Annotated in this window: 18 protein-coding genes and 1 pseudogene; 16 read left to right on the top strand and 3 right to left on the bottom strand. The window is 72.4% G+C overall.

Features of this window, described 5'->3' with window-relative positions:
• The first annotated feature begins 115 nt into the window (after window positions 1-115).
• The 12 genes and pseudogenes from AB0K14_RS08155 to AB0K14_RS08100 all read left to right on the top strand — a co-directional run bounded on the left by AB0K14_RS08155 (window position 116) and on the right by AB0K14_RS08100 (window position 11,429).
• Window positions 116-1,429, top strand: a complete 1,314-nt coding sequence (locus AB0K14_RS08155; protein ID WP_360450753.1) for a hypothetical protein — start codon at window positions 116-118, stop codon at window positions 1,427-1,429.
• Window positions 1,426-2,451: a hypothetical protein gene (locus AB0K14_RS08150; protein ID WP_360450751.1), complete on the top strand. Its 1,026-nt coding sequence runs from the start codon at window positions 1,426-1,428 to the stop codon at window positions 2,449-2,451. Before AB0K14_RS08155 ends, AB0K14_RS08150 begins: the two co-directional genes overlap by 4 nt.
• Window positions 2,448-4,592: a hypothetical protein gene (locus AB0K14_RS08145; protein WP_360450748.1), complete on the top strand. Its 2,145-nt coding sequence runs from the start codon at window positions 2,448-2,450 to the stop codon at window positions 4,590-4,592. Before AB0K14_RS08150 ends, AB0K14_RS08145 begins: the two co-directional genes overlap by 4 nt.
• Window positions 4,586-5,779 carry a CHAT domain-containing protein gene (locus AB0K14_RS08140; protein WP_360450746.1) on the top strand — a complete coding sequence of 398 codons (1,194 nt, stop codon included), beginning with the start codon at window positions 4,586-4,588 and terminating at the stop codon, window positions 5,777-5,779. Before AB0K14_RS08145 ends, AB0K14_RS08140 begins: the two co-directional genes overlap by 7 nt.
• Window positions 5,780-5,825: 46 nt before the next feature.
• A complete protein-coding gene (locus AB0K14_RS08135) occupies window positions 5,826-6,239 on the top strand; it encodes a hypothetical protein (protein WP_360450743.1) in 414 nt (137 codons plus the stop codon).
• Window positions 6,240-6,291: 52 nt separating this feature from the next.
• On the top strand, window positions 6,292-6,627 hold the full coding sequence (locus tag AB0K14_RS08130; RefSeq protein ID WP_360450740.1) for a hypothetical protein: 336 nt from the start codon (window positions 6,292-6,294) through the stop codon (window positions 6,625-6,627).
• A complete protein-coding gene (locus AB0K14_RS08125) occupies window positions 6,624-7,052 on the top strand; it encodes a MerR family transcriptional regulator (protein WP_360450737.1) in 429 nt (142 codons plus the stop codon). The genes AB0K14_RS08130 and AB0K14_RS08125 overlap by 4 nt, the downstream gene beginning before the upstream one ends.
• Before the next feature lie 230 nt (window positions 7,053-7,282).
• On the top strand, window positions 7,283-8,503 hold the full coding sequence (locus AB0K14_RS08120; protein WP_360450735.1) for a cytochrome P450: 1,221 nt from the start codon (window positions 7,283-7,285) through the stop codon (window positions 8,501-8,503).
• Between the two features lie 9 nt (window positions 8,504-8,512).
• On the top strand, window positions 8,513-9,640 hold the full coding sequence (locus AB0K14_RS08115; RefSeq protein ID WP_360450732.1) for a type III polyketide synthase: 1,128 nt from the start codon (window positions 8,513-8,515) through the stop codon (window positions 9,638-9,640).
• Between the two features lie 27 nt (window positions 9,641-9,667).
• Window positions 9,668-10,243 (top strand): annotated as a pseudogene (locus AB0K14_RS08110) (LLM class flavin-dependent oxidoreductase); the annotation flags it as partial.
• Complete coding sequence (locus tag AB0K14_RS08105; protein ID WP_360450730.1) at window positions 10,230-10,469, top strand: hypothetical protein; 240 nt, start codon at window positions 10,230-10,232, stop codon at window positions 10,467-10,469. The pseudogene AB0K14_RS08110 and the gene AB0K14_RS08105, both read left to right, overlap by 14 nt.
• A 72-nt stretch (window positions 10,470-10,541) precedes the next feature.
• A complete protein-coding gene (locus AB0K14_RS08100) occupies window positions 10,542-11,429 on the top strand; it encodes an alpha/beta fold hydrolase (protein WP_360450727.1) in 888 nt (295 codons plus the stop codon).
• Here the strand turns inward: AB0K14_RS08100 and AB0K14_RS08095 are convergent.
• The gene (locus AB0K14_RS08095; protein WP_360450724.1) at window positions 11,407-11,595 is read right to left on the bottom strand and encodes a DUF397 domain-containing protein; all 189 of its coding nucleotides are present in this window, start codon (window positions 11,593-11,595) and stop codon (window positions 11,407-11,409) included. The genes AB0K14_RS08100 and AB0K14_RS08095 overlap by 23 nt on opposite strands.
• Window positions 11,592-12,458 carry a helix-turn-helix transcriptional regulator gene (locus tag AB0K14_RS08090; protein ID WP_360450722.1) on the bottom strand — a complete coding sequence of 289 codons (867 nt, stop codon included), beginning with the start codon at window positions 12,456-12,458 and terminating at the stop codon, window positions 11,592-11,594. Before AB0K14_RS08090 ends, AB0K14_RS08095 begins: the two co-directional genes overlap by 4 nt.
• Window positions 12,459-12,552: 94 nt before the next feature.
• Here AB0K14_RS08090 and AB0K14_RS08085 point away from each other — a divergent pair, with 94 nt between their 5' ends.
• Window positions 12,553-12,774 carry a hypothetical protein gene (locus AB0K14_RS08085; protein ID WP_360450720.1) on the top strand — a complete coding sequence of 74 codons (222 nt, stop codon included), beginning with the start codon at window positions 12,553-12,555 and terminating at the stop codon, window positions 12,772-12,774.
• On the opposite strand, the gene AB0K14_RS08080 is transcribed toward AB0K14_RS08085, so the two are convergent.
• Window positions 12,755-14,143: a wax ester/triacylglycerol synthase family O-acyltransferase gene (locus AB0K14_RS08080; protein ID WP_360450718.1), complete on the bottom strand. Its 1,389-nt coding sequence runs from the start codon at window positions 14,141-14,143 to the stop codon at window positions 12,755-12,757. The genes AB0K14_RS08085 and AB0K14_RS08080 overlap by 20 nt on opposite strands.
• 144 nt (window positions 14,144-14,287) lie before the next feature.
• On the opposite strand from AB0K14_RS08080, the gene AB0K14_RS08075 reads away from it, so the two are divergent.
• From AB0K14_RS08075 to AB0K14_RS08065, 3 genes are all read left to right on the top strand, one after another.
• Window positions 14,288-15,097, top strand: a complete 810-nt coding sequence (locus tag AB0K14_RS08075) for an alpha/beta hydrolase (RefSeq protein ID WP_360450715.1) — start codon at window positions 14,288-14,290, stop codon at window positions 15,095-15,097.
• A gap of 140 nt (window positions 15,098-15,237) precedes the next feature.
• A complete protein-coding gene (locus AB0K14_RS08070) occupies window positions 15,238-16,644 on the top strand; it encodes a hypothetical protein (protein WP_360450712.1) in 1,407 nt (468 codons plus the stop codon).
• Window positions 16,645-16,871: 227 nt separating this feature from the next.
• Window positions 16,872-17,804 carry a hypothetical protein gene (locus AB0K14_RS08065; protein ID WP_360450709.1) on the top strand — a complete coding sequence of 311 codons (933 nt, stop codon included), beginning with the start codon at window positions 16,872-16,874 and terminating at the stop codon, window positions 17,802-17,804.
• Window positions 17,805-18,040: the final 236 nt, after the last annotated feature.

Raw genomic sequence — 18,040 nt, 5'->3', positions numbered from 1 at the left:
CCCCCGTTCGGTGGTGATGGGAGGAGCTTCGGCCGCACACCTCGCCTACCGGTCCCAGGAACGGGGTGCGCGAGTCCGCCACCAGCGGTGATCCGGTTCGTCTAGGCTCGGGCCGGTGAGCACCGCCCGAGCCGTCACGGCGACGCTTCCGCGCGGTTCGCTGGTCGCGCGGGCGTGGGCCGGGCTGGGTGACGCGGTCGCGCCGCTGAGCAACCCGGCGGGTCGCCCGCTGACCCGCACGGTGAAGCTGATCCTCGACCCGCTGGTGCTGCGGCCCGTGCTGAACCCGGAGTTCGCCGCGGGCGCGGTCGCCGCCGAGCACGCAGACGCCCTGGTGTCCCGGATCACCGACGCCGGTCCGGTGCTGGCCGCGACCGCGAGCTGGTTCGTGGTGCTGAAGAAGGAACGCCGCCGCCGGTGGATCACCGACGGCAACCCGCAGGACCTCTACTTCCAACGCTGCTTCGAGTTGGCGACGGCGCACGGCGAACCCGGCCCGGACGCCGCCGACGTCGCCGCGGCCGTGCTGGAGGAGGTCCACGAGCGGGAAGGACCGACCGTCGCCGCGCTGCGCGACCACCTGACCGACCCGGTCAACGCGGATGAGCTGACCGGGTTGCTGGAGGTGACGTGGGCCGCTGCCCGGCCGTTCGCTCCGGCCTCGCCCGTGGCCGGTTCGTCCGCGGTCGCCTCGTCCGCTCCCGCCTCGTCCGCGGCCGGTTCGCCCGCTCCGACGACCGCCCGATTCCTGGCCACCTGTGCCGTCGCGCCCGACCGCGACCTGTTCCGCGCGCTGGTCACGGGCCTGGCCGGCACCGCGGGCGCGACCGACCACGACCGGCCCGGCGTGGCGCTGGCCCAGGGGCTCACCGCGCGTGACGTGCCCGTGCGACCTGAGCTCGGGCGTGCCGCGTCGAAGGCGAACCTGCCCAAGCCGTTCGACCGGTCGATCCTGGAACGCCTGTTCGCGCCCCTGACCAACGCGTTCCAGCGGGCCGGGCTGGTGGACGTGCCGACGTTGGTGCGCCGGGAGATCGCCCGGTCGGCCGGGCCGTGGCAGCTCGCCGACGAGGAGAGCCGGTTGGTCCTGGTCCTCGGCCGCGACGCGTCGGCCGACCTCGCCGGCGCGTCCGCGGGTGGGCCGGGTTCCGCCGCGGCCAGGTTGCGGTCGAGGTGGGAGCGCGAGGCGTACGTGCACCGCGTGCTGAGGATGTCGACGGCCGTGCCGCCGGAGGTCCGCGCGGACGTGCGCGGCGTGCGCGAGGCGTACCTGCGGCGGCTGTGGGTCCGCCTGCACGGCCGCGAGCTGCGCCACGACACCGTGACCTTCGACCAGGTCTGGGACGTGCTGGACGGCGTGCTGCGGTCGGTGATCCTGGACCAGCGCGACCGGTTGCGCTCGGTGCTGGAGCGGGAGGCGGTGGCATGAGGGTGACGCGCGGTACCGACATCGTCGTCGGCGACTGGCCCACGTCGCCCGAGGTGGTGGCGGTGCTCGAGTGCTCGGGTGCGCTGCTCGCGTGGGACGTCCTGGCCGACGCCGCCGTGCCCGCCGCACGTGTGCACGACCCGGAACGTGCGTCCGAGTGGCTCTGGGAGGTGTACGGCGAGGCGGCGGACCGGATCCTCGGCGGTGCCGCGGAGGTGGAGGTGTCCGGTCCCGCTGATGGGCGGGTCCGCGACGCGTGCCGCCGGGCAGCACAGCTGAACTGGGCGGAGGCGTGGTGGCCCGCGTCGGTGACGGCGGGCGTGCCGCCACTGGATCCCGTTCTGCTGCACGCGGAACTCGCCGTCGCTTTGTCCACTGTGGAGCACTTGCTGGACGATCCGGACGCGGTCGAGCGGGCGCTGCGGTCGGTCGTGCCACTCGACGTGCCGACGTCCGATCCCGACCTGGACGCGTTGGCCGAGCAGGTCACCGCGCTGGCCGAGGACTACGGGGTGGCGTCGGCGCCCGCCGAGGTGCCGAGCCGGGCCGGGTTCGCCCTGGCCGCCGGAGGCGTCGGCCTCGCCGGCACGACGGCCCTGTCCGGCACGTCCACCGTGGACTGGACGTTGGTGCCGCACGGTGTGGTGGACGCCGCCGCGCCCGCCAGGTGGGCCGTCGTGCGGCGGCAGGGGAGCACGGTGTTGGAGGTCTCCGTCGTCCCTGGTCCGAGGCCGGGCGCACGGTTGGCGGCCCGGTTCGACCAGGTCGAGGTGGCGCTGGACGGTGTCGACGAGGCGGGCTGGATCACCGGGTCCGCGCCGGTGTCGGCGGCGGTGCTGCTGCTGCTGCCACCGCAGCGGCGCGTGCTGACGGTGTACGCGCCGGACTTCGCCGACCCGGCCGCGCTCGACCCGACCGCACCCGACCCTGGCGCCGAACCGCGTCGTGCCGCGATCATCTCCTACGCCCGGTCCAGGACCACCTCGCCGGCCGCGACCCTCACCGAGCGGAGGGCGCGGTGAGCGACTGGTCGGAGCTGAACGACGAGGGCGTCCGGCTCGCCGGCTCCGGTGACGTGGTCGGTGCGCGGGCGGCGCTCGAGGCCGCACTCGCCGCGTCGTCCCCGGACGACCGGGCGCGGGTCCTGGTGAACCTGGCGCACGTGGTCGATCTGTCGGGTGAACGGCAGCACGCCGTGGACCTGCTGACCGAGGCGATCGCGACGGTGACGGGGCCGCTCAGGGCCGTGGCCGTCGCGTCCCGCGCGGACCTGCTGCCGTGGCTGGACCGGTGGGACGAGGCGTGGCGGGACGTCGAGGCGGCGCTGGCGGAGGCCGGGCCCGCGCAGCAGGTGGTGCTGCGCAACACCCGTGTCGGGCTGCTGATGATGGCGGGCCGCCTCGCGGAGGCGGAAGCGGACGCCACCGATGCGGTCGACCTGGCCGCGCGGCACGCGCCGGAGTACCTGGAGAACCTGTACACCAACCTGGCGCTCCTCGCCGACGAAGCAGGCGACGAGCGGCGTGCGGCGACGTACCGGGTGCTGTCCGACAATCCGGGCAGGCAACCCCTCGGCCCCCGGTGGCGGCGGTTCGTGGAGCTGAACGCCGAGGGCGCGGTCCTGCTGGCGGCAGGCGACCGAGCCGCCGCCAAGGCGGCCTTCGAAGCCGCCTACCGTGAAACCGTCACACAACCCGAGCCGGCCCTGCCCTCCCAACCGGAGTCCGACGAGGACGACGTGGAGGCCCTGGTGTGCCGCGCGGGCGTCGCGGGCAACCTCGCCGGAGTCGCCGACCACCCCGAGGACGCCGCGCGCTGGAGCACCGAAGCGATCGAGGCGGAGAGGGCCGCGTTGACGGTCGTCGGTGACGCCTACGGCTCGGCCACGGTGCTGGTGAACGCGTTGGTGTCCCGTGCCGCGGCGCACCACGCGCAGACGCGGCTGCCCGAAGCGCTGGCGGACCTGGACGAGGCCATCGGCATCGTGACGGCGGCCGAGGACGGCGAGTCGTTCGAGGCCACCGTCCGCGCCACCCGTGCCCGCGTGCTCGCCACCGGCGGGTGGTTCGCCGAGGCGGCCGACGAAGCGCGGATCGCCCTGGACCTCGCCTACTCCGCCGCGCCCGAGCTGGCCGCGTCCGTCCACCTCACGGCGGCCGAGATCACCAGCGCGACCGGCGACCTGCCCGGCGCCACCGAACACCTCGCCCTGGCCCGCGACCTCAGCGCGGCCACCGGTGACGTCGCAGGCGTTGTCACCGCCCTGCTCAGCTCCGCACGCCTGGCCTACCTGGCCTCGGACGGCGACCGCGCCGACGCGCTGTACGACGAAGCGGAAGCCCTGCTCGCCGACGACCCCCGCCGCCTGGCGGTGTGCCTGCACGGTCGTGCGGCCGTCGCCGTCCTGCGGGGTCGGCCACGAGAAGCCCTCGCGTTGTCGGACCGCGCCCTCACACTGCTCGACACCGCATCCCCGCTGGAAACGCTGGCGTTGCACCAGGTGCGCGGATCGGCGTTCGAGGCGGCACAGGACTTCGTCGCGGCCGAGTCCTGCTACGCCGAGGCGGCCGAGGTGTGCGAGTCGGCCGGGCTGTGGCACGTCGCCCTGGGCATGGCGTGGTGGCGCGCGGACGCCTTGGTGCGCCGAGCCGCGGCGGCGACCGGCGACGAACGCCACCAGCTCGGCCGCAGGGCGCTGGACCTCGCGCTACCCGCCGCACTGGCGTCGGAAGCCGTGCGGCAACGGTTCCCGCACGGCCCCCTGCGGGAACGCTGGGTGGCCCTGGCCTCCGCGCCCGCCACCCGCTCGGCGTTCCTCGCCATCCGGGCGGTGCAGGACACGAACCTGGCCGCCGAGTACGTCGACCACATCGCGGGCGCGGTGTCGTTGCACGCCGAGGGCACCATCCCCGTCGCGCTGGAACGCGGTGAGCTGGTGATGTTGCCCCAGCCCCAGCCTCTGGTTGCCGCGAACCACCTGCCCCACGCCGCCGCCGGCCTCGCCACGGGCACCGACCCGGCCTTCCCCGTCACCGGCTTCGCACTGCCGCCGAGGGTCCGGGTCGACCCGACCGCGCGAACCGCGCTGGACGCCTGGATCGACCTGGCCGAGCAGCGCTACGGCTTCCCGGTGCGATCGGATCGGGCGGTGGCGTCGTGGTGACCGTGCAGCTCAAACTCGTGGACGCGGGCGACCTCTACGTGTCGTGGCGGTGGGAGCACGAACCGGCCGAACCGCGTGTGGTGGTCGTACCGCGCGAACTCGTGCAGGGCACGCTGGACGAGTGGGCCGCCGCGGTGCCGTCGCCGTTGCCGGGGGAGACCTCCGACGAGGCCCTGCGGCGCTCGCTCACCCACGGCCCACTGGTCGACCCCGAACGCGAACCGGACCTGGCGACCCGGATGGCACGGGCGCTGATCCCGCACCGGCTGGCCGTCGAGCTGAACTCCTTCCTCGCCCAGGGCCTCCGCCCGCACCTGCGCGTGCAGCCCTCCCCGTCGACCGCCCTGGTGCCGTGGGAAGCGCTGCGGATCGACGAACGCCGACGCGCGGGGCACGACACCACCATCTCCGTGCTGCCACCGGCCACCGTCGGCAACGCCGAAACCCGCCACGTGACCCCGTTCGATCCACAAGGGACGGTCGTCGGCGTGCTGGACCCCGTGGTGCCGGGGTTCGCCGACAACTCCGGCCTGGGCTCCGTCCTGGGCCACCCCACCCCGGAACTGGCCGCGCTCGGCGGTGGCGTGCGCCGCGACGACATCGACCGCGACCACCTCGAACGAGCCCTGGCGACCGCCTCGCGCCTGCTGTACGTCGGCCACGTCACCACCGGCGGCCACGGGCTGGACGCACGCCTGCACCTGTCCTGCACCGGCGGCACCACCGGCCGGGCCGCACCGCTGGGCGCGCACCGCCCGCTGACCGCCGCCGACATCGTGCTGGGCCACCGCCCGGGTCCGGTGCGCCCGTGGCGGATACCCGCCCGGGTGGCCCTGGTGGCGTGCGAGAGCGGCGGCGACGTCCGGTTCGCCGAACCATCCGGACTGGTCACGGCCATGGTGCACGGCGGCGCGGAGCACGTGACGGCGACGAGGTGGACGCTGCCGACCGACGAGGGGTTGCGCCGGCTGGTCCCCGGCTTCCCGCCGACCCCCGTCCTCGCGCCCACCGTGCTGGCCATCGACGCCGCCCACCGCGCCGTCGACCCGGTGACCGCGCTCAACGACTGGCAATGCGCCGCCGCCACCCGGTGGGAGGACACGGGCGATCCCACCTGCTCGCCGCTGGTGTGGGCCGCGTTCACCACCACCTGGGCGCCACCTCGCCGTCGGGTCGGGAACCGGTAGCGCGTCGGGCGGCTCATAACGTCGTCGAGCAAACGGGGGTGTGGACGTGGCCGTGCCGCGGGACGAAGCGTCGAACGATGAGGCGCTGTACGCGAGGGTGCAGGAGCTGGAGGGCCGCGTCGAGCAGCTGAGCGCCCTGGTGGGCAGGCTCGCCGACGACAGGGAGCGGTACGCGTGGCCGCACGAGCGCGGGATCGGCCTGCCCCGCTTCCAGGCCGCGCTGGACACCGTCTACCAGGCCACCACGTTCGGTTACGTGGCCGTGTACTTCGTCACCGGGCGCACGGCACGGGTGCGGCTGCTCGTCGGACCGGAGAGCCCGCCCACGACGAGCGTCGGTTACGTCAGCTCCTACGGCTACGTGGGAGGCGTCGTGCGACCCGGCGAGTTCTGGATGGCCGCCACTCACAAACCGGGTTTGAGAACCGGTTACGAGTGTGTCTTCACGCCAATGTCCTGAGGGACGGACGCGGGTTGAAACCGGTACCCCGGTACAGGCTTACCGTGGCCTCATGAGCACAGAGGAACCCCTGAAGGCGTGGGCGCCGGCGGCGTGCACCCTGCCGACCGCCGCACGCCCGCTGCGGGAGGCGGAGTTCGACGAGCTGTTCGCCACGTCGCAGGGCGTGGCCCGGCCGGCCCCGACCCACCTGCGCGTCGCGCTCGACGCGACGCCGGAAGCGGCGGCACGGGCGGCGGCGCTGGCCGTGCGCGAGACCCGGTGCTGCTCGTTCTTCACCTTCGCCGTCGTGGCCGGGTCGGGCCACGTGGAGTTGGACGTGACCGTCGCGGACACGCACGTCGACGTGCTCGACGCACTGCAGGTCCGGGCCGGTGGCGCGGCATGACCGGGATGCGCAGCGGCGAACTCGCCGAGGCCGCCGGGGTCAACCACCAGACGTTGCGCTACTACGAACGGCGGGGGCTGCTGTCCGAGCCGGAGCGGACGCCGGGCGGCCACCGGCTCTACCCGCCGGAAGCGCTCACCGTCCTGCGGATGATCAAGACCGCGCAACGGCTCGGGTTCTCGCTGGACGAGATCTCCGACCTGCTCGACGCGGGCCGCCAACGGCGCGGCTCGCGCCGCGAGGCGGGGTTGCAGGCCAGGGTGGAGGTCAAGCTCGCCGAGGTGGAGGCCAGGATCGCCGACTTGGGCCTCGTCCGCGACGCCCTGCGCACCGCGCTCGACTTCGGCTGCGAAGACCTCGTCACCTGCGTGTACGAGCCGTCCTGCCCGCTCCCGTTCGCCAACGCGAGCCGCTGGCCGCGCTGATCCGCGTTGAGCGGTCGTGCGGCACGGGACCTGCGCCCCACGGAGGGCGCTTGAGTGCCTGAAGGGGTGGAGCCCGCCGGCTCGGAGAGTTAGGGAGCGGCCGGGTGCCGGTCACTAACCGGTGGGAGAACCGCGACAACTGATGAACCCTCCCGTTGGCCGGGACGTCGGGGCGGAGCAGCGTGTTCGATGGGAGGACGAGTTTCCGCCGCCCAGAGGGGACCGTCCTGGTGAACGTCCGAGCGCACGACCGCGAGGCCGTGCCGAGCTGCCCTTTCCGCCACGACGAGGCCTTGGCGCCCGACCCGTTCATGACCCGGATGCGGGTCGAGGCACCGGTCGCCAAGGTCCGCCTGCCGTACGGGGAGGGCGAGGCCTGGCTCGTGACGCGCTACGACTACGTCCGGGCGGTCACGTCGGACCGGAGGTTCAGCCGGGCGGCGCTGATCGGGCGGGACTTCCCGCGCATCACCCCGGCGCCCATCGCCCAGCGGGAGGCGATCAACCTGATGGACCCGCCCGCGCTCAACCGGGTCCGCCGGCTGGTCGCCAAGGCGTTCTCCACACCCCAGGTCGAGGCGCTGCGACCGTGGACGCGGCGGACCGTGGACACCCTGCTCGACACCATGGTCGAGCAGGGCCCGCCGGCGGACGTGGTCGAGCACCTGGCGGACCGGCTGCCCCTGATGACGATCTGCGAGCTGCTGGAGATCCCCGAGCCGGACCGGCCGCTGGTGCGGCGGTGGGCGACGGCCATGATGTCCATGAGCGCCGACGACCGGACCACCGCCGCCGAGGCCAAGGCCGGGATGCGCGCCTACTTCGACCGGCTCACCGCCGAACGCCGCCACGACCCCGGCGACGACCTGGTCAGCGCTCTCGCCACCGCCCGTGCGGGTGACGACGTGCTCACCGACGCGGAGCTGTCCGTGCTGGCCATGCTCCTCGCGGTCACCGGCCACGACACCACGACCTACCAGATCGGTGACATCACCTACACGCTGCTCACCCACCCGGAGCAACTGGAGCGGTTGCGGGCCGAGCCGGAGTCGCTGCCCCGGGCCGTCGAGGAACTGCTGCGGTTCATCCCGTTCCGCCAGGGCGTCGGCATCCCGCGCGTCGCGCTGGAGGACGTGGAGCTGGGCGGCGTGACGATCAAGGAGGGTGACGCGGTCCACGTGTCCTACCTGACGGCCAACCGCGACCCGCTGGTCTACGAACGCCCCGACGAGCTCGACTTCGACCGCGAGGACCCCGTGCCGCACCTGGCGTTCGGCCACGGCGTCCACACCTGCCTGGGCTCCCACCTGGCCCGCATGGTGCTCCAAGTGGCCGTCGGCGGCCTCCTCACCCGGTTCCCGACCCTGCGGTTGGCCGTGCCGGCGGAGGAGGTGCGGTGGAACACCGTCTCGATCTGGCGGTACCCGCTCGCCCTGCCCGTCACCTGGTGAGGGCGGGACGTGGCCACGCTGTGCCGGCCCGCCATCGCGGTACCCGAGCACGTCATCACCCGCGAGCAGACCCTGGAACTGGCCCGGGTGCTGCACCGCGACCACCCGCAACTCGGCCTCGCGCTGCGGCTCATCGGCAACACCGGCGTCCGGACCAGGCACATCCTCCAGCCGATCGAGGACACCCTCGAACACCGCGGCTTCACCGCGCGCAACGCCCTCTACGAGAAGGAGGCCAAGTCCAGGGTGCCGGACGTGGTGCGGCGGGCGTTGCGGCACGCCGACCTGACGGCCCGCGACATCGACCTGATCGTGTACGTCTCGTGCACCGGTTTCACGATGCCGTCGATGACGGCCTGGCTCATCAACACGATGGGGTTCCGGTCGTCCACCCGGCAACTGCCGATCGCGCAGCTCGGCTGCGCCGCCGGCGGTGCGGCCATCAACCGCGCGCACGACTTCTGCACCGCCTACCCGGGCGCCAACGTGCTGATCGTGGCGTGCGAGTTCTGCTCGCTGCTGTACCAGCCGACGGACCTCGGGGTCGGGAACCTGTTGTCCAACGGGCTCTTCGGCGACGCGCTGGCCGCGGCGGTGATGCGGGGCGAAGGCGGCGCGGGCGTGCGGGTCGAGCAGAACAGCTCGCGCCTGGTCCGCGGCACCGAGGACTGGATCGCCTACGAGGTCCGGGACACCGGCTTCCACTTCCTGCTCGACAAGCGGGTGCCCGGCACGATGTCCGTGCTCGCGCCCGCCATGCGGGAGGTGGCCGAACCGCACGGCTGGGACATCGCCGGCCTCGACTTCTACATCGTGCACGCGGGCGGGCCCCGGATCCTGGACGACCTGGGCAGGTACCTGCGCCTGCCGCGGGAGACGTTCCGCTACAGCAGGACCACGCTCGCCGAGCGCGGCAACGTGGCCAGCGTCGTCGTCTTCGACGCCCTGGAACGGCTCTTCGCCGACGGCGGCGTCGCGCAGGGCGCCCGCGGTGTCATCGCCGGCTTCGGCCCCGGCATCACCGCGGAGATCGCCCTCGGCACGTGGTCCGCCACGACCACCGTGCCGCCGCACGAGCGGGCCGGGCGCGGTGACGACCGGACGCGGGTGGCCACCGGACCGGCGGCGTCCGTGTGAGCGGCGCAGGTGTGCGACGCTGCACCCATGCGTTGCGGGATCGTGCTTCCGTTCTTCGACGCGGCGGACGTCGCGTCGTGCGCGTCGTCGGCCGAGGAGTGCGGCTGGGACGGCGTGTTCCTCGCCGAGGCCGTGTGGGGCGTGGACGCCTGGGTCGCGCTGACCGCCGCGGCGATGCGCACCTCGTCGGTGCGGCTGGGGACGATGCTGACGCCGTTGGCCCGGTTCAAGCCGTGGGACGTGGCGTCCAAGGTGGCGACGCTGGACCGGCTGTCCGGCGGGCGGGTGCAGCTGTCGGTCGGGCTCGGCGCGCTGCACCCGGGGTGGACGGCGTTCGAGCGCGAGACCAGCCGGGCCGAACGGGCGCTGCTGCTCGACGAAGGCCTCGCGGTGTACGACGGGCTGATGCGCGGCCAGCCGTTCTCGTTCCGCGGTCGGCGCTACGACGTGCGGGAAACCGACTTCTTCCCACCCCCGCCGCCCGTGCAGCGGCCCCGCGTGCCGGTGTGGGTGGTGGGCGCCTTCGGACGTCCGGTCTCGATGCGGCGGGCGGTGGCCTGGGACGGGTTGCTGCCCAACGTGATCGAGGGTGGTGAGGCGCGCGGGGTGGCGGACCCGGCTGAGCTGGCGGCGGTCGTGGCGCAGGCGCGGGAGGCCCGCACGTCGCTCGGGCTGCCGTGGGACACCTACGACGTGGTTCGCCGAGGGCCGGGCGACGAACGTGGGCGAGTGGGCCGACGCGGGCGCGACCTGGTGGATCGAGTCGGACTGGGAGACCACCGTCGACGCCGTGCGCGACCGGATCGCCGCCGGGCCGCCGTCGGTCTGACCGGAACGCGGGCGGAGGCGGGATCGAGGGCCCCGGTCCGGGCGACCGCCCGGCCGCGACATACTGACCGGTATGACCACACTCGACCACTGGGGCGGGACGAGCCGGCACGTCGACCTGGACGGCCCGGTGCACTACGTCGACTTCGGCGGCGACGGGCCGCCGGTGGTGCTCGTGCACGGCTTGGGCGGGTCGCACCTGAACTGGTGCCTGCTCGCGCCGCACCTGGTCGACCGGCACCGGGTGCTGGCCGTCGACCTGGCCGGGTTCGGGCTCACCCACCCGGAGGGGCGCACCACCACGGTGCCCGCCAACGCCCGGCTGCTGGAGCGGTTCCTGGCCGAGGTCGTCGGCGAGCCGGCGGTGCTCGTCGGCAACTCCATGGGCGCGATGATCTCGATCCTGCACACCGCCCGCCGCCCGTCGACCGTGACGGCGCTGGCGCTGCTCGACCCGGCCCTCCCGCTGCCGTTCGGCGTCCGGCTGGACCCGCAGGTGACGGCGGCGTTCGCGATGTACGCCATCCCGGGGCTGGGGCAGTGGTTCCTGGCGAAGTCGCGGGCCGGGGTGTCGACGCGCCGCCAGGTCAAGCGGGTGTTGAACCTGGTCTGCGCCGACCCGAAGGTCGTGCCGGAGGAGATGATCCTCGCGTCGATGTCGCTGCTGGAGCAGCGCGCGGAGGTGCCCGGCCTGGACGAGGCGTTCCTGGCCGCCGCGCGTTCGGTGGTGTGGACGGGCGCGACCAGCAGGCGGTACTACACGGCGATGAGCAGGGTGCGCGTGCCGGTGTACCTGATGGCGGGGGAGAAGGACCGCTTGGTGCCCGTGGCGTCGGCCCGCGAGGCCGCCCGTCGCAACCCGTCGTGGCGGTTCGAGGTTCTGGCAGGCGTCGGCCACGTGCCGCAGCTGGAGGTGCCGGAGCTGGTGGCCGAGCGGATCAAGGACTGGTTGCCCGCGTGACGAAGTTCCGCCACGCGGAACGGGGGAAGGACAGCGCCGGCCCGGTGGGGTTCTTGGAGTCGCGGACGTCGATCGCATCGGGCACGAACCGGACCTCGACGCACGAGGGGTTGTCCGCGCTGCGGCTCGACTTGAACCAACCACTGCGGTCGATGCGGTCCCTCACTCAAGCTCCCTGCGGATCTGTCCGATCAGGCCAAGCGATTCAGACCGGTCGAGGGCGAAACCCGCGGCCTGGTCGTGGGCCAGAGCGTACTCGCGCATCCGCATCGGTTGATCAATGAGATCCGTGGACGTGATCGTCTCCTGCCAGACGATCTCGGGTAGCCGACTGCTGGCGAAGCCGAAGATGTAGAAGTTCGAACCACCGAGGGCGTTGTAGTAGTCGGCGGAGAACGGGATGATCCGCACGTCCAGGGTGTCCGGGAGCTCCTCGATCCGGTCCACCAGGTGGCGGAGCTGTCCCGCCATCACCTCACGGCCGCCGACCTGCTGCCTGAGCGCGGATTCGGTGATGAGCGCGGTGAGGCGGAGCGGGTCGTCCTTGTCGTCCAGTCGTTCCTGCCGCTTCATCCGCACCTCGACCCGGCGGTTCGCCTCGGCGAGTCGGATGCTCGGGCCGCCTCCGTGCATGACCGCCAAGGCGTAGGCAGGGGTTTGCAGCAGTCCGCTGATCAGGCCCGCGTTGTAGGCGCGGATGCCTTCGGCCCCGTGCTCGAAGCCGAAGTACCGCAACACGTCCGCGCTGAACATGGCGGAGTAAGGGCTCCACCACGCCCGCCGACCCGCCGCCTCGCGGAGGCCTTGGAGTTCCTCCACCTCGGCATGGTCGAAATCCAGGACGGCGGCGAGTTCGGCGAGCTTGCGGGCGTTGATCTTGACCCGCCCGGTCTCGACGCCGGACACGAACGACTGCCCGGTGTGGATGGCCTTCGCCGCCGAGGCCGCGGTGATGTCCATGAGTTCGCGGCGCTCTCGCAGCCGCAGCCCGAGTTCCCACGCTGCGACGGTGGGGGATGTCGATGCCATGGATCCTCGCCCGGTCGAGTGAAGCCTGTTGCTGATATCACTAACACCGGCCACCATGGTAGCAGCGGATGTTGGCTGGGTGTGGGAGGCGGAAATGGGTCGCGCAAAGGTTCACCTGTGGGCGCAGGTGCCGGGTGACGTGTGGATCAACTACGAGGTGGAACCGGGAGGAGGTGCGGTGGTGTTCAAGATCGGTCAGGACGTGGAGCTGTACGTCGATCCACAAGCACTGACCAAGATCAGCGAGGCGGCGGCGGAGGCGGTCGAGTTGGCGGGCGCGGTGGCGGCCGACCGCCTCAGCTCGCGGTCGCCGTGACCAGTTCGTCGAAGCCCGCGCGGATGCCGTCGGCGAGCACCTGGACGTCCGGCACGCCGTCGAAGTCCGCGTTGATGCCGAAGGTGATCTGGTCGAGGTAGGAGAAGATGCCGACGCTGATCCGCATGGTGCTGGCGATCGGCACGTACGGGTAGATCTCCGACAGCCGCCTGCCCAGCATGAACAACGGGATGCGGGGACCAGGGACGTTCGTCGTGACGGTCTGCAGCAGTTGCTGCGGGAACCGCATGGCGGTGCGCGAACCCAGCGCCAGCAGGGTGGGTGCGGCGAAGTTCGACAGGTTCGTGAGCACGTCCGCGCCCGCCGCGTGGCGGCTGCCCTTGAGGTCGTCCATCTGCGCCCGGATCGACGCCAGTCGCTCCAACGGGTCCGACTCACTGACAGGGAGGTTCACCAGGACAGCGCTGACCCGGTTGTTCAGCACGCCGCGCTCAGCGGCCGACCGCATCGACACCGGCACCATGCTGCGCACCACCTGACCTTCGGCCAAGTCGTCGCGCTTGGCGAGCAGGTCGCGGAAGCCACGCGTCACCGCCGCCAGGATCACGTCGTTCACCGTGCCACCGGTGACCCGGCGAACGCTCTTGATCTCGGCGAGGTCCGCCCTGGCCCATACCCACCGCCGGTGCGGCCCGATCGGCCCGTTCAAGGTCTTCGGCGTGCCGGCGGCGAGCCGACGGGCGGTCGTCGGCAGGCTGCCCAGCACGGCTCGGCCGAAGTCGACCACCTCCGAACCGCTGCGCAACCGCCTGGCCAGCGCCGGGAACTTGGCCAGGTGCGTGATCGGCGTCAACACCGCGTCGCGCACACCGTCCACGACCAGGTCCAAGGTCGACGGGTTGACGTCGGGCCGCCACCGTACCGGCTCGGGCAGTGGCGCGTCCTCACGCCAGTCCAGCAGCACCTGCATGAGGTCACTGCCCGCGACCCCGTCGATCAGGCAGTGGTGGACCTTGGAGATGATCGCCCACCGACCATCCTCCAGACCCTCCACCAACCAGACCTCCCACAGCGGCTTGGCGAGGTCGAGGCGTTGCGCGAAGAGCCGTCCGGCGAGGTTGCGGAGCTGGTCGTCCGCGCCTGGCGACGGCACGGCGGTGTGCCGGACGTGGTACAGGATCTGGAAGTGCTCGTCGTCCACCCACACCGGGCGGCCGACGTGCAGCGGGAGTGCCTTCACCCGCTGGCGGTACCGCGGCACGTTGCCGAGCTTGGCCGCGAACAGCCGCACCACGTCGCCGTACGACGGCGCCGGACCCTCGAACACCAGGACCGACCCGACGTGCATGGGCACGTTCTCGTCCTCGATGAAGAAGAAACCCGCGTCCATGGCGCTCATCCGGTCCATCGCCAGACCGTAGGCCCGTGCCGTCCCGGTGGTCCAGAGCAGCCGCTGCGCAAGAACCGAGACCCGCTGGTACTGGCGGAATCAACCGCCACGAAACATCATGGTTACTCGGGGTCGCGCTCGACGCGGAGCGGGGGAGGGGCCATGTCAGCACTGCCGCACATCCCACCGGACCACCATGACCTGCACGAGGTGTCGGTGCCCGAGCCGAGGCCCGCGCCCGGCCTGCTGTGGTACCTGACCGAGCCGACCCGGGCCGCGGTGGGCATCGGCCACTTCGCGGCGACCCGGTCGCTGCTGCGCGCCGCACCGAGCGGCGACGGCCACACCGTCCTCGTGCTGCCGGGCCTCGGCGCGAACGACGGCTCGACCGCCACGCTGCGCAGATTCCTCACGAGTCTCGGCTACGACGTGCACGGCTGGGGCCTGGGGCTGAACATCGGTCCGTCGGTCGAGGTCGTGCGCGGGATGCGGGAGTTGCTGCGGGAGCTGGCCGTCGGCGGCAAGGTGAGCATCGTCGGCTGGTCGCTGGGCGGCATCTTCGGCCGCGAACTCGCCCGCGAGCACCCCGGCATGGTGCGCCAGGTGATCACGCTGGGCAGCCCGTACGCGATGACAGACCTGCGGCAGACCAGGGTGAACCCGGTGTACCGCCTGCTGGCCAGGTTCTACGTCCCGGGCGCGGACATGCCGCCGCCCGAGCACACCCGGCCGCCGTTCCCCGTGCCGTCGACGTCGGTGTACTCGAAGTCGGACGGCATCGTGGCGTGGCAGACGTGCATCTCCACGTCCGCCGCGCGGTGCGAGAACGTCGCGGTCGCCTCCAGCCACCTCGGCTACGGCCACAACGCCAGCGTCCTCTGGGTGATCGCCGACCGCCTGTCCCAACGCCGCGACCGCTGGCGCCCGTTCACCCCACCACCGGGCATGGCCCGCATGTTCCCCGAGGCCTGACCACACCCGACCGCCCTGGATCCCGACCGCTCTGGATCCTGACGCCCGGATCCCGGCACCCTGGGGCCCAACCCCTCGGATCCCTGCGCGCGCCTGAATCTCGCCGGCCTCCGACGTCCGTCCGGTCTAGGGTTCGGCGGGTGTGGGATCAGCTGGAACACGCCTACGGCTTGGCGACCGACGTGCCGGACCTGTTGGCGCAGGTCCGCGATCCGGTGGCCGCGCCGGCCGCGATCGGCGAGCTGAACGCCAACGTCTACCACAACGGTGAAGCCGTGTACTCGGCCGCGCCCGCACTCCTGCCCGCCCTGCTCGACCTGGCCGAGGACCCGACCGTCACGGTCCGCACGGCCGTCGTGGACACCGTCGGCGACCTCGCCCACACCGCCCGGACCGCCGAACCGCACGCCGTGCACGAGACGTGGCCACCGGCGTGGGCCGCGGCCGTGCCACGTCTGCTGCGCCTGCTCGGCGACCCGGACGTGGAAGTCCGGCGGATGATCACGTTCCCGCTGGCGCAGGCACGGGGGCACGACGTGTGGCCACACCTGCGTGACAGGTTCGACGTCGAACCAGACCTCGCGGCCCGGCTGGGCCTGGTCGTCGCCACCGCCCACCACGCCGACCCCGCCTCCGCCTCCTGGCTGACCGGCCTGCTGCCCGACCCGACCGTTCGGCTGGCCGCGGCGGCCGGGTTGCGGCGCTTGGGCATCGCCACGGACGCGCGCTCGTTGCTGGACGGCTTCGCCGACGTGAGCGCCTGGGCGGACACCTGGTGCGTGGGCAGCCCACGCCCGTCGGCCGTCGTGTGGTGGCTCACCCGGGAACTGGGCGACGACCGGGCCACCCGCCGGACGCTCGTCGCCGGCCTGCTGGACCACCCGGACCCGGACATCCGCGCCGGTGCCCTCTGGTCCTCGGCCCCACTCCTCGACACGGACCTCCTACCCCTGATCGCCGACCGCCTGCCCGACGACGAACCGGAAAACCGCCGCCTGGCCGCATCCCTGCTGGCCTCCACCCAAACTCCACGGGCCTTCACCCAAACCCCTCCTGCCGGCACCCTGGCCCCTCCCGCCAGCACTCCCGTCCCTCCCGCTGGCACCCCCACACCGTCCGCCGGAACCCCCGCCCCGTCCGCCGGCAATCCCGCTCCACCCGCCGGAACCCGAAGCCCGCTCGCCGGCACCTACGACCTCGCCCCGTTCGCCTACGACCTCGCCCCGTTCGCCGACGACCTGGCCCTCGCCGCACGGGACGTCTACCTACCCGCCGCCGACGCCGCGCTGACCGCGCTCGCCCTCCTGGGTGACGTCCGCGCCGTGGAACCGTTGCGGCAACGGCTGTCCGGTCCTCGCCTCGGCCTCACCGCGCACCCGCGAACGCGCCCGTGGTCACCACCGCCCCTGGACGAAGTCCTCACCGCGATGCGCGACCACGCCGACGCCCTCCTGCCCGCCGTCCGCACCCGCCTCGACACCACCTCCGACCAGCTGGAACGTGCCGCCTTGCACCGCGTCCTCGAATCCTGGCGTACGTCCGCCTGACAGCACCCCACCCACGCCCACCCCCCAAAGGGCCTCACCCTCCTCAATGGACCGACATCGGTTCGGCCCGGCGAGCCGCGAACTGCGGTGTCCCGAACCTTCCTCCGGGCCAACGGGCTCGTCACCGGAAACGATCACCTGATTCACCCCTTGTGTTGACCACCTCTTCACCCCAGGGTTCAGCGCGGCCCGTTGGCTCCGACGGGCAACCCTGACGGAGGTGGAGCATGTCCCCTGCACGCAAGATCGTCGCGTCCCTGTTCGCGGCCGCCACGCTCTCGACGTTCCTCACGACCCCCGCGCACGCGGCGACCGACGCCGAACTCGCCTACCACTGGGCGCCGGTGCACTACCAGGACACCGATTCGTCCGACTACGACGCCGACTACCTGTCCACTGTGGACTTCGACGGCGAGTGGAACACGCTGGACAACTGGGAGGCCCAGGACGACTCGTTGGCCAGGCTCACCGGCGCCGCGTACTACTCGGTCGTGGAGACCTCGACGCACTGGTTCCTGGTCTACAGCTTCTACCACCCGCGTGACTGGGAGGACTTCGCCGACCCGTTCGAGCAGTTCACCCATGAGAATGACATGGAGGGCCTGCTGGCGACCGTCCGCAAGGACGGCTCGACCTACGGCAAGCTCGAAGCCGTGGTGACGGTGGCGCACAGCGACTTCTACTCGTACGTCCCGGCGGGCAGCACGTTCACGTCCGGGCGGGAGGGTGTCGACGGCACGTTGCGGCTCCAGGGCACCCGGCCGACCACGCGCCAGGAGGCCAAGGGGCACGGCCTGTACGCGTGGAACGGCGCGGAGTTCCCGGGCGGCGACGGCGTGGTGTACGTGCCGAGCGCGACCGGCGAGGTGCCGTCGAGCGGCAACGACCGATCGGTCGGCTACCGGCTGGTGGACACCTTCGCCGCCGACGGCCTCTGGGCGCAGCGCAACAGCTCCACGACGTTCGCGAGCTGGGGCACGTTCCGCGGTGACAACGGCAAGGACAACTCGGCGAACACCGCCTGGGGCTGGGACGACGGCAACGACGGCAGCGACCTCCAGCGCGGGATGCTCGCCACCGACCCCGCCTACCTGGTCTCGGTCTACTTCGCCAACCGCGGCACGTTCAGCCTGACCTACACCCGCAACGCCTACCGCTAACCCACCCGCGCGAGTCCAACCTCCACCCCGCGCGAGTCCCACGTTCAGCACGCGCGTGTCCTACGTTCGCGTCGCGCGTGTCCTACGTTCAGGACCCCCGAGTTCAACGCTCAGAACAAGATCGACTGTTCTGAGCGTTGAACAATCGTCCGTCCGGACAAAAACACCCCCTCGAATGGTGCGATCGAACAAACCCGGTGTCCGTTGACCGGCGTACGGTTCGCCGCACACCAATC

The sequence above is a fragment of the Actinosynnema sp. NPDC050801 genome (assembly GCF_040673975.1).
Taxonomy (GTDB): domain Bacteria; phylum Actinomycetota; class Actinomycetes; order Mycobacteriales; family Pseudonocardiaceae; genus Actinosynnema.
This window is presented reverse-complemented; position numbering and strand designations above follow the sequence as displayed.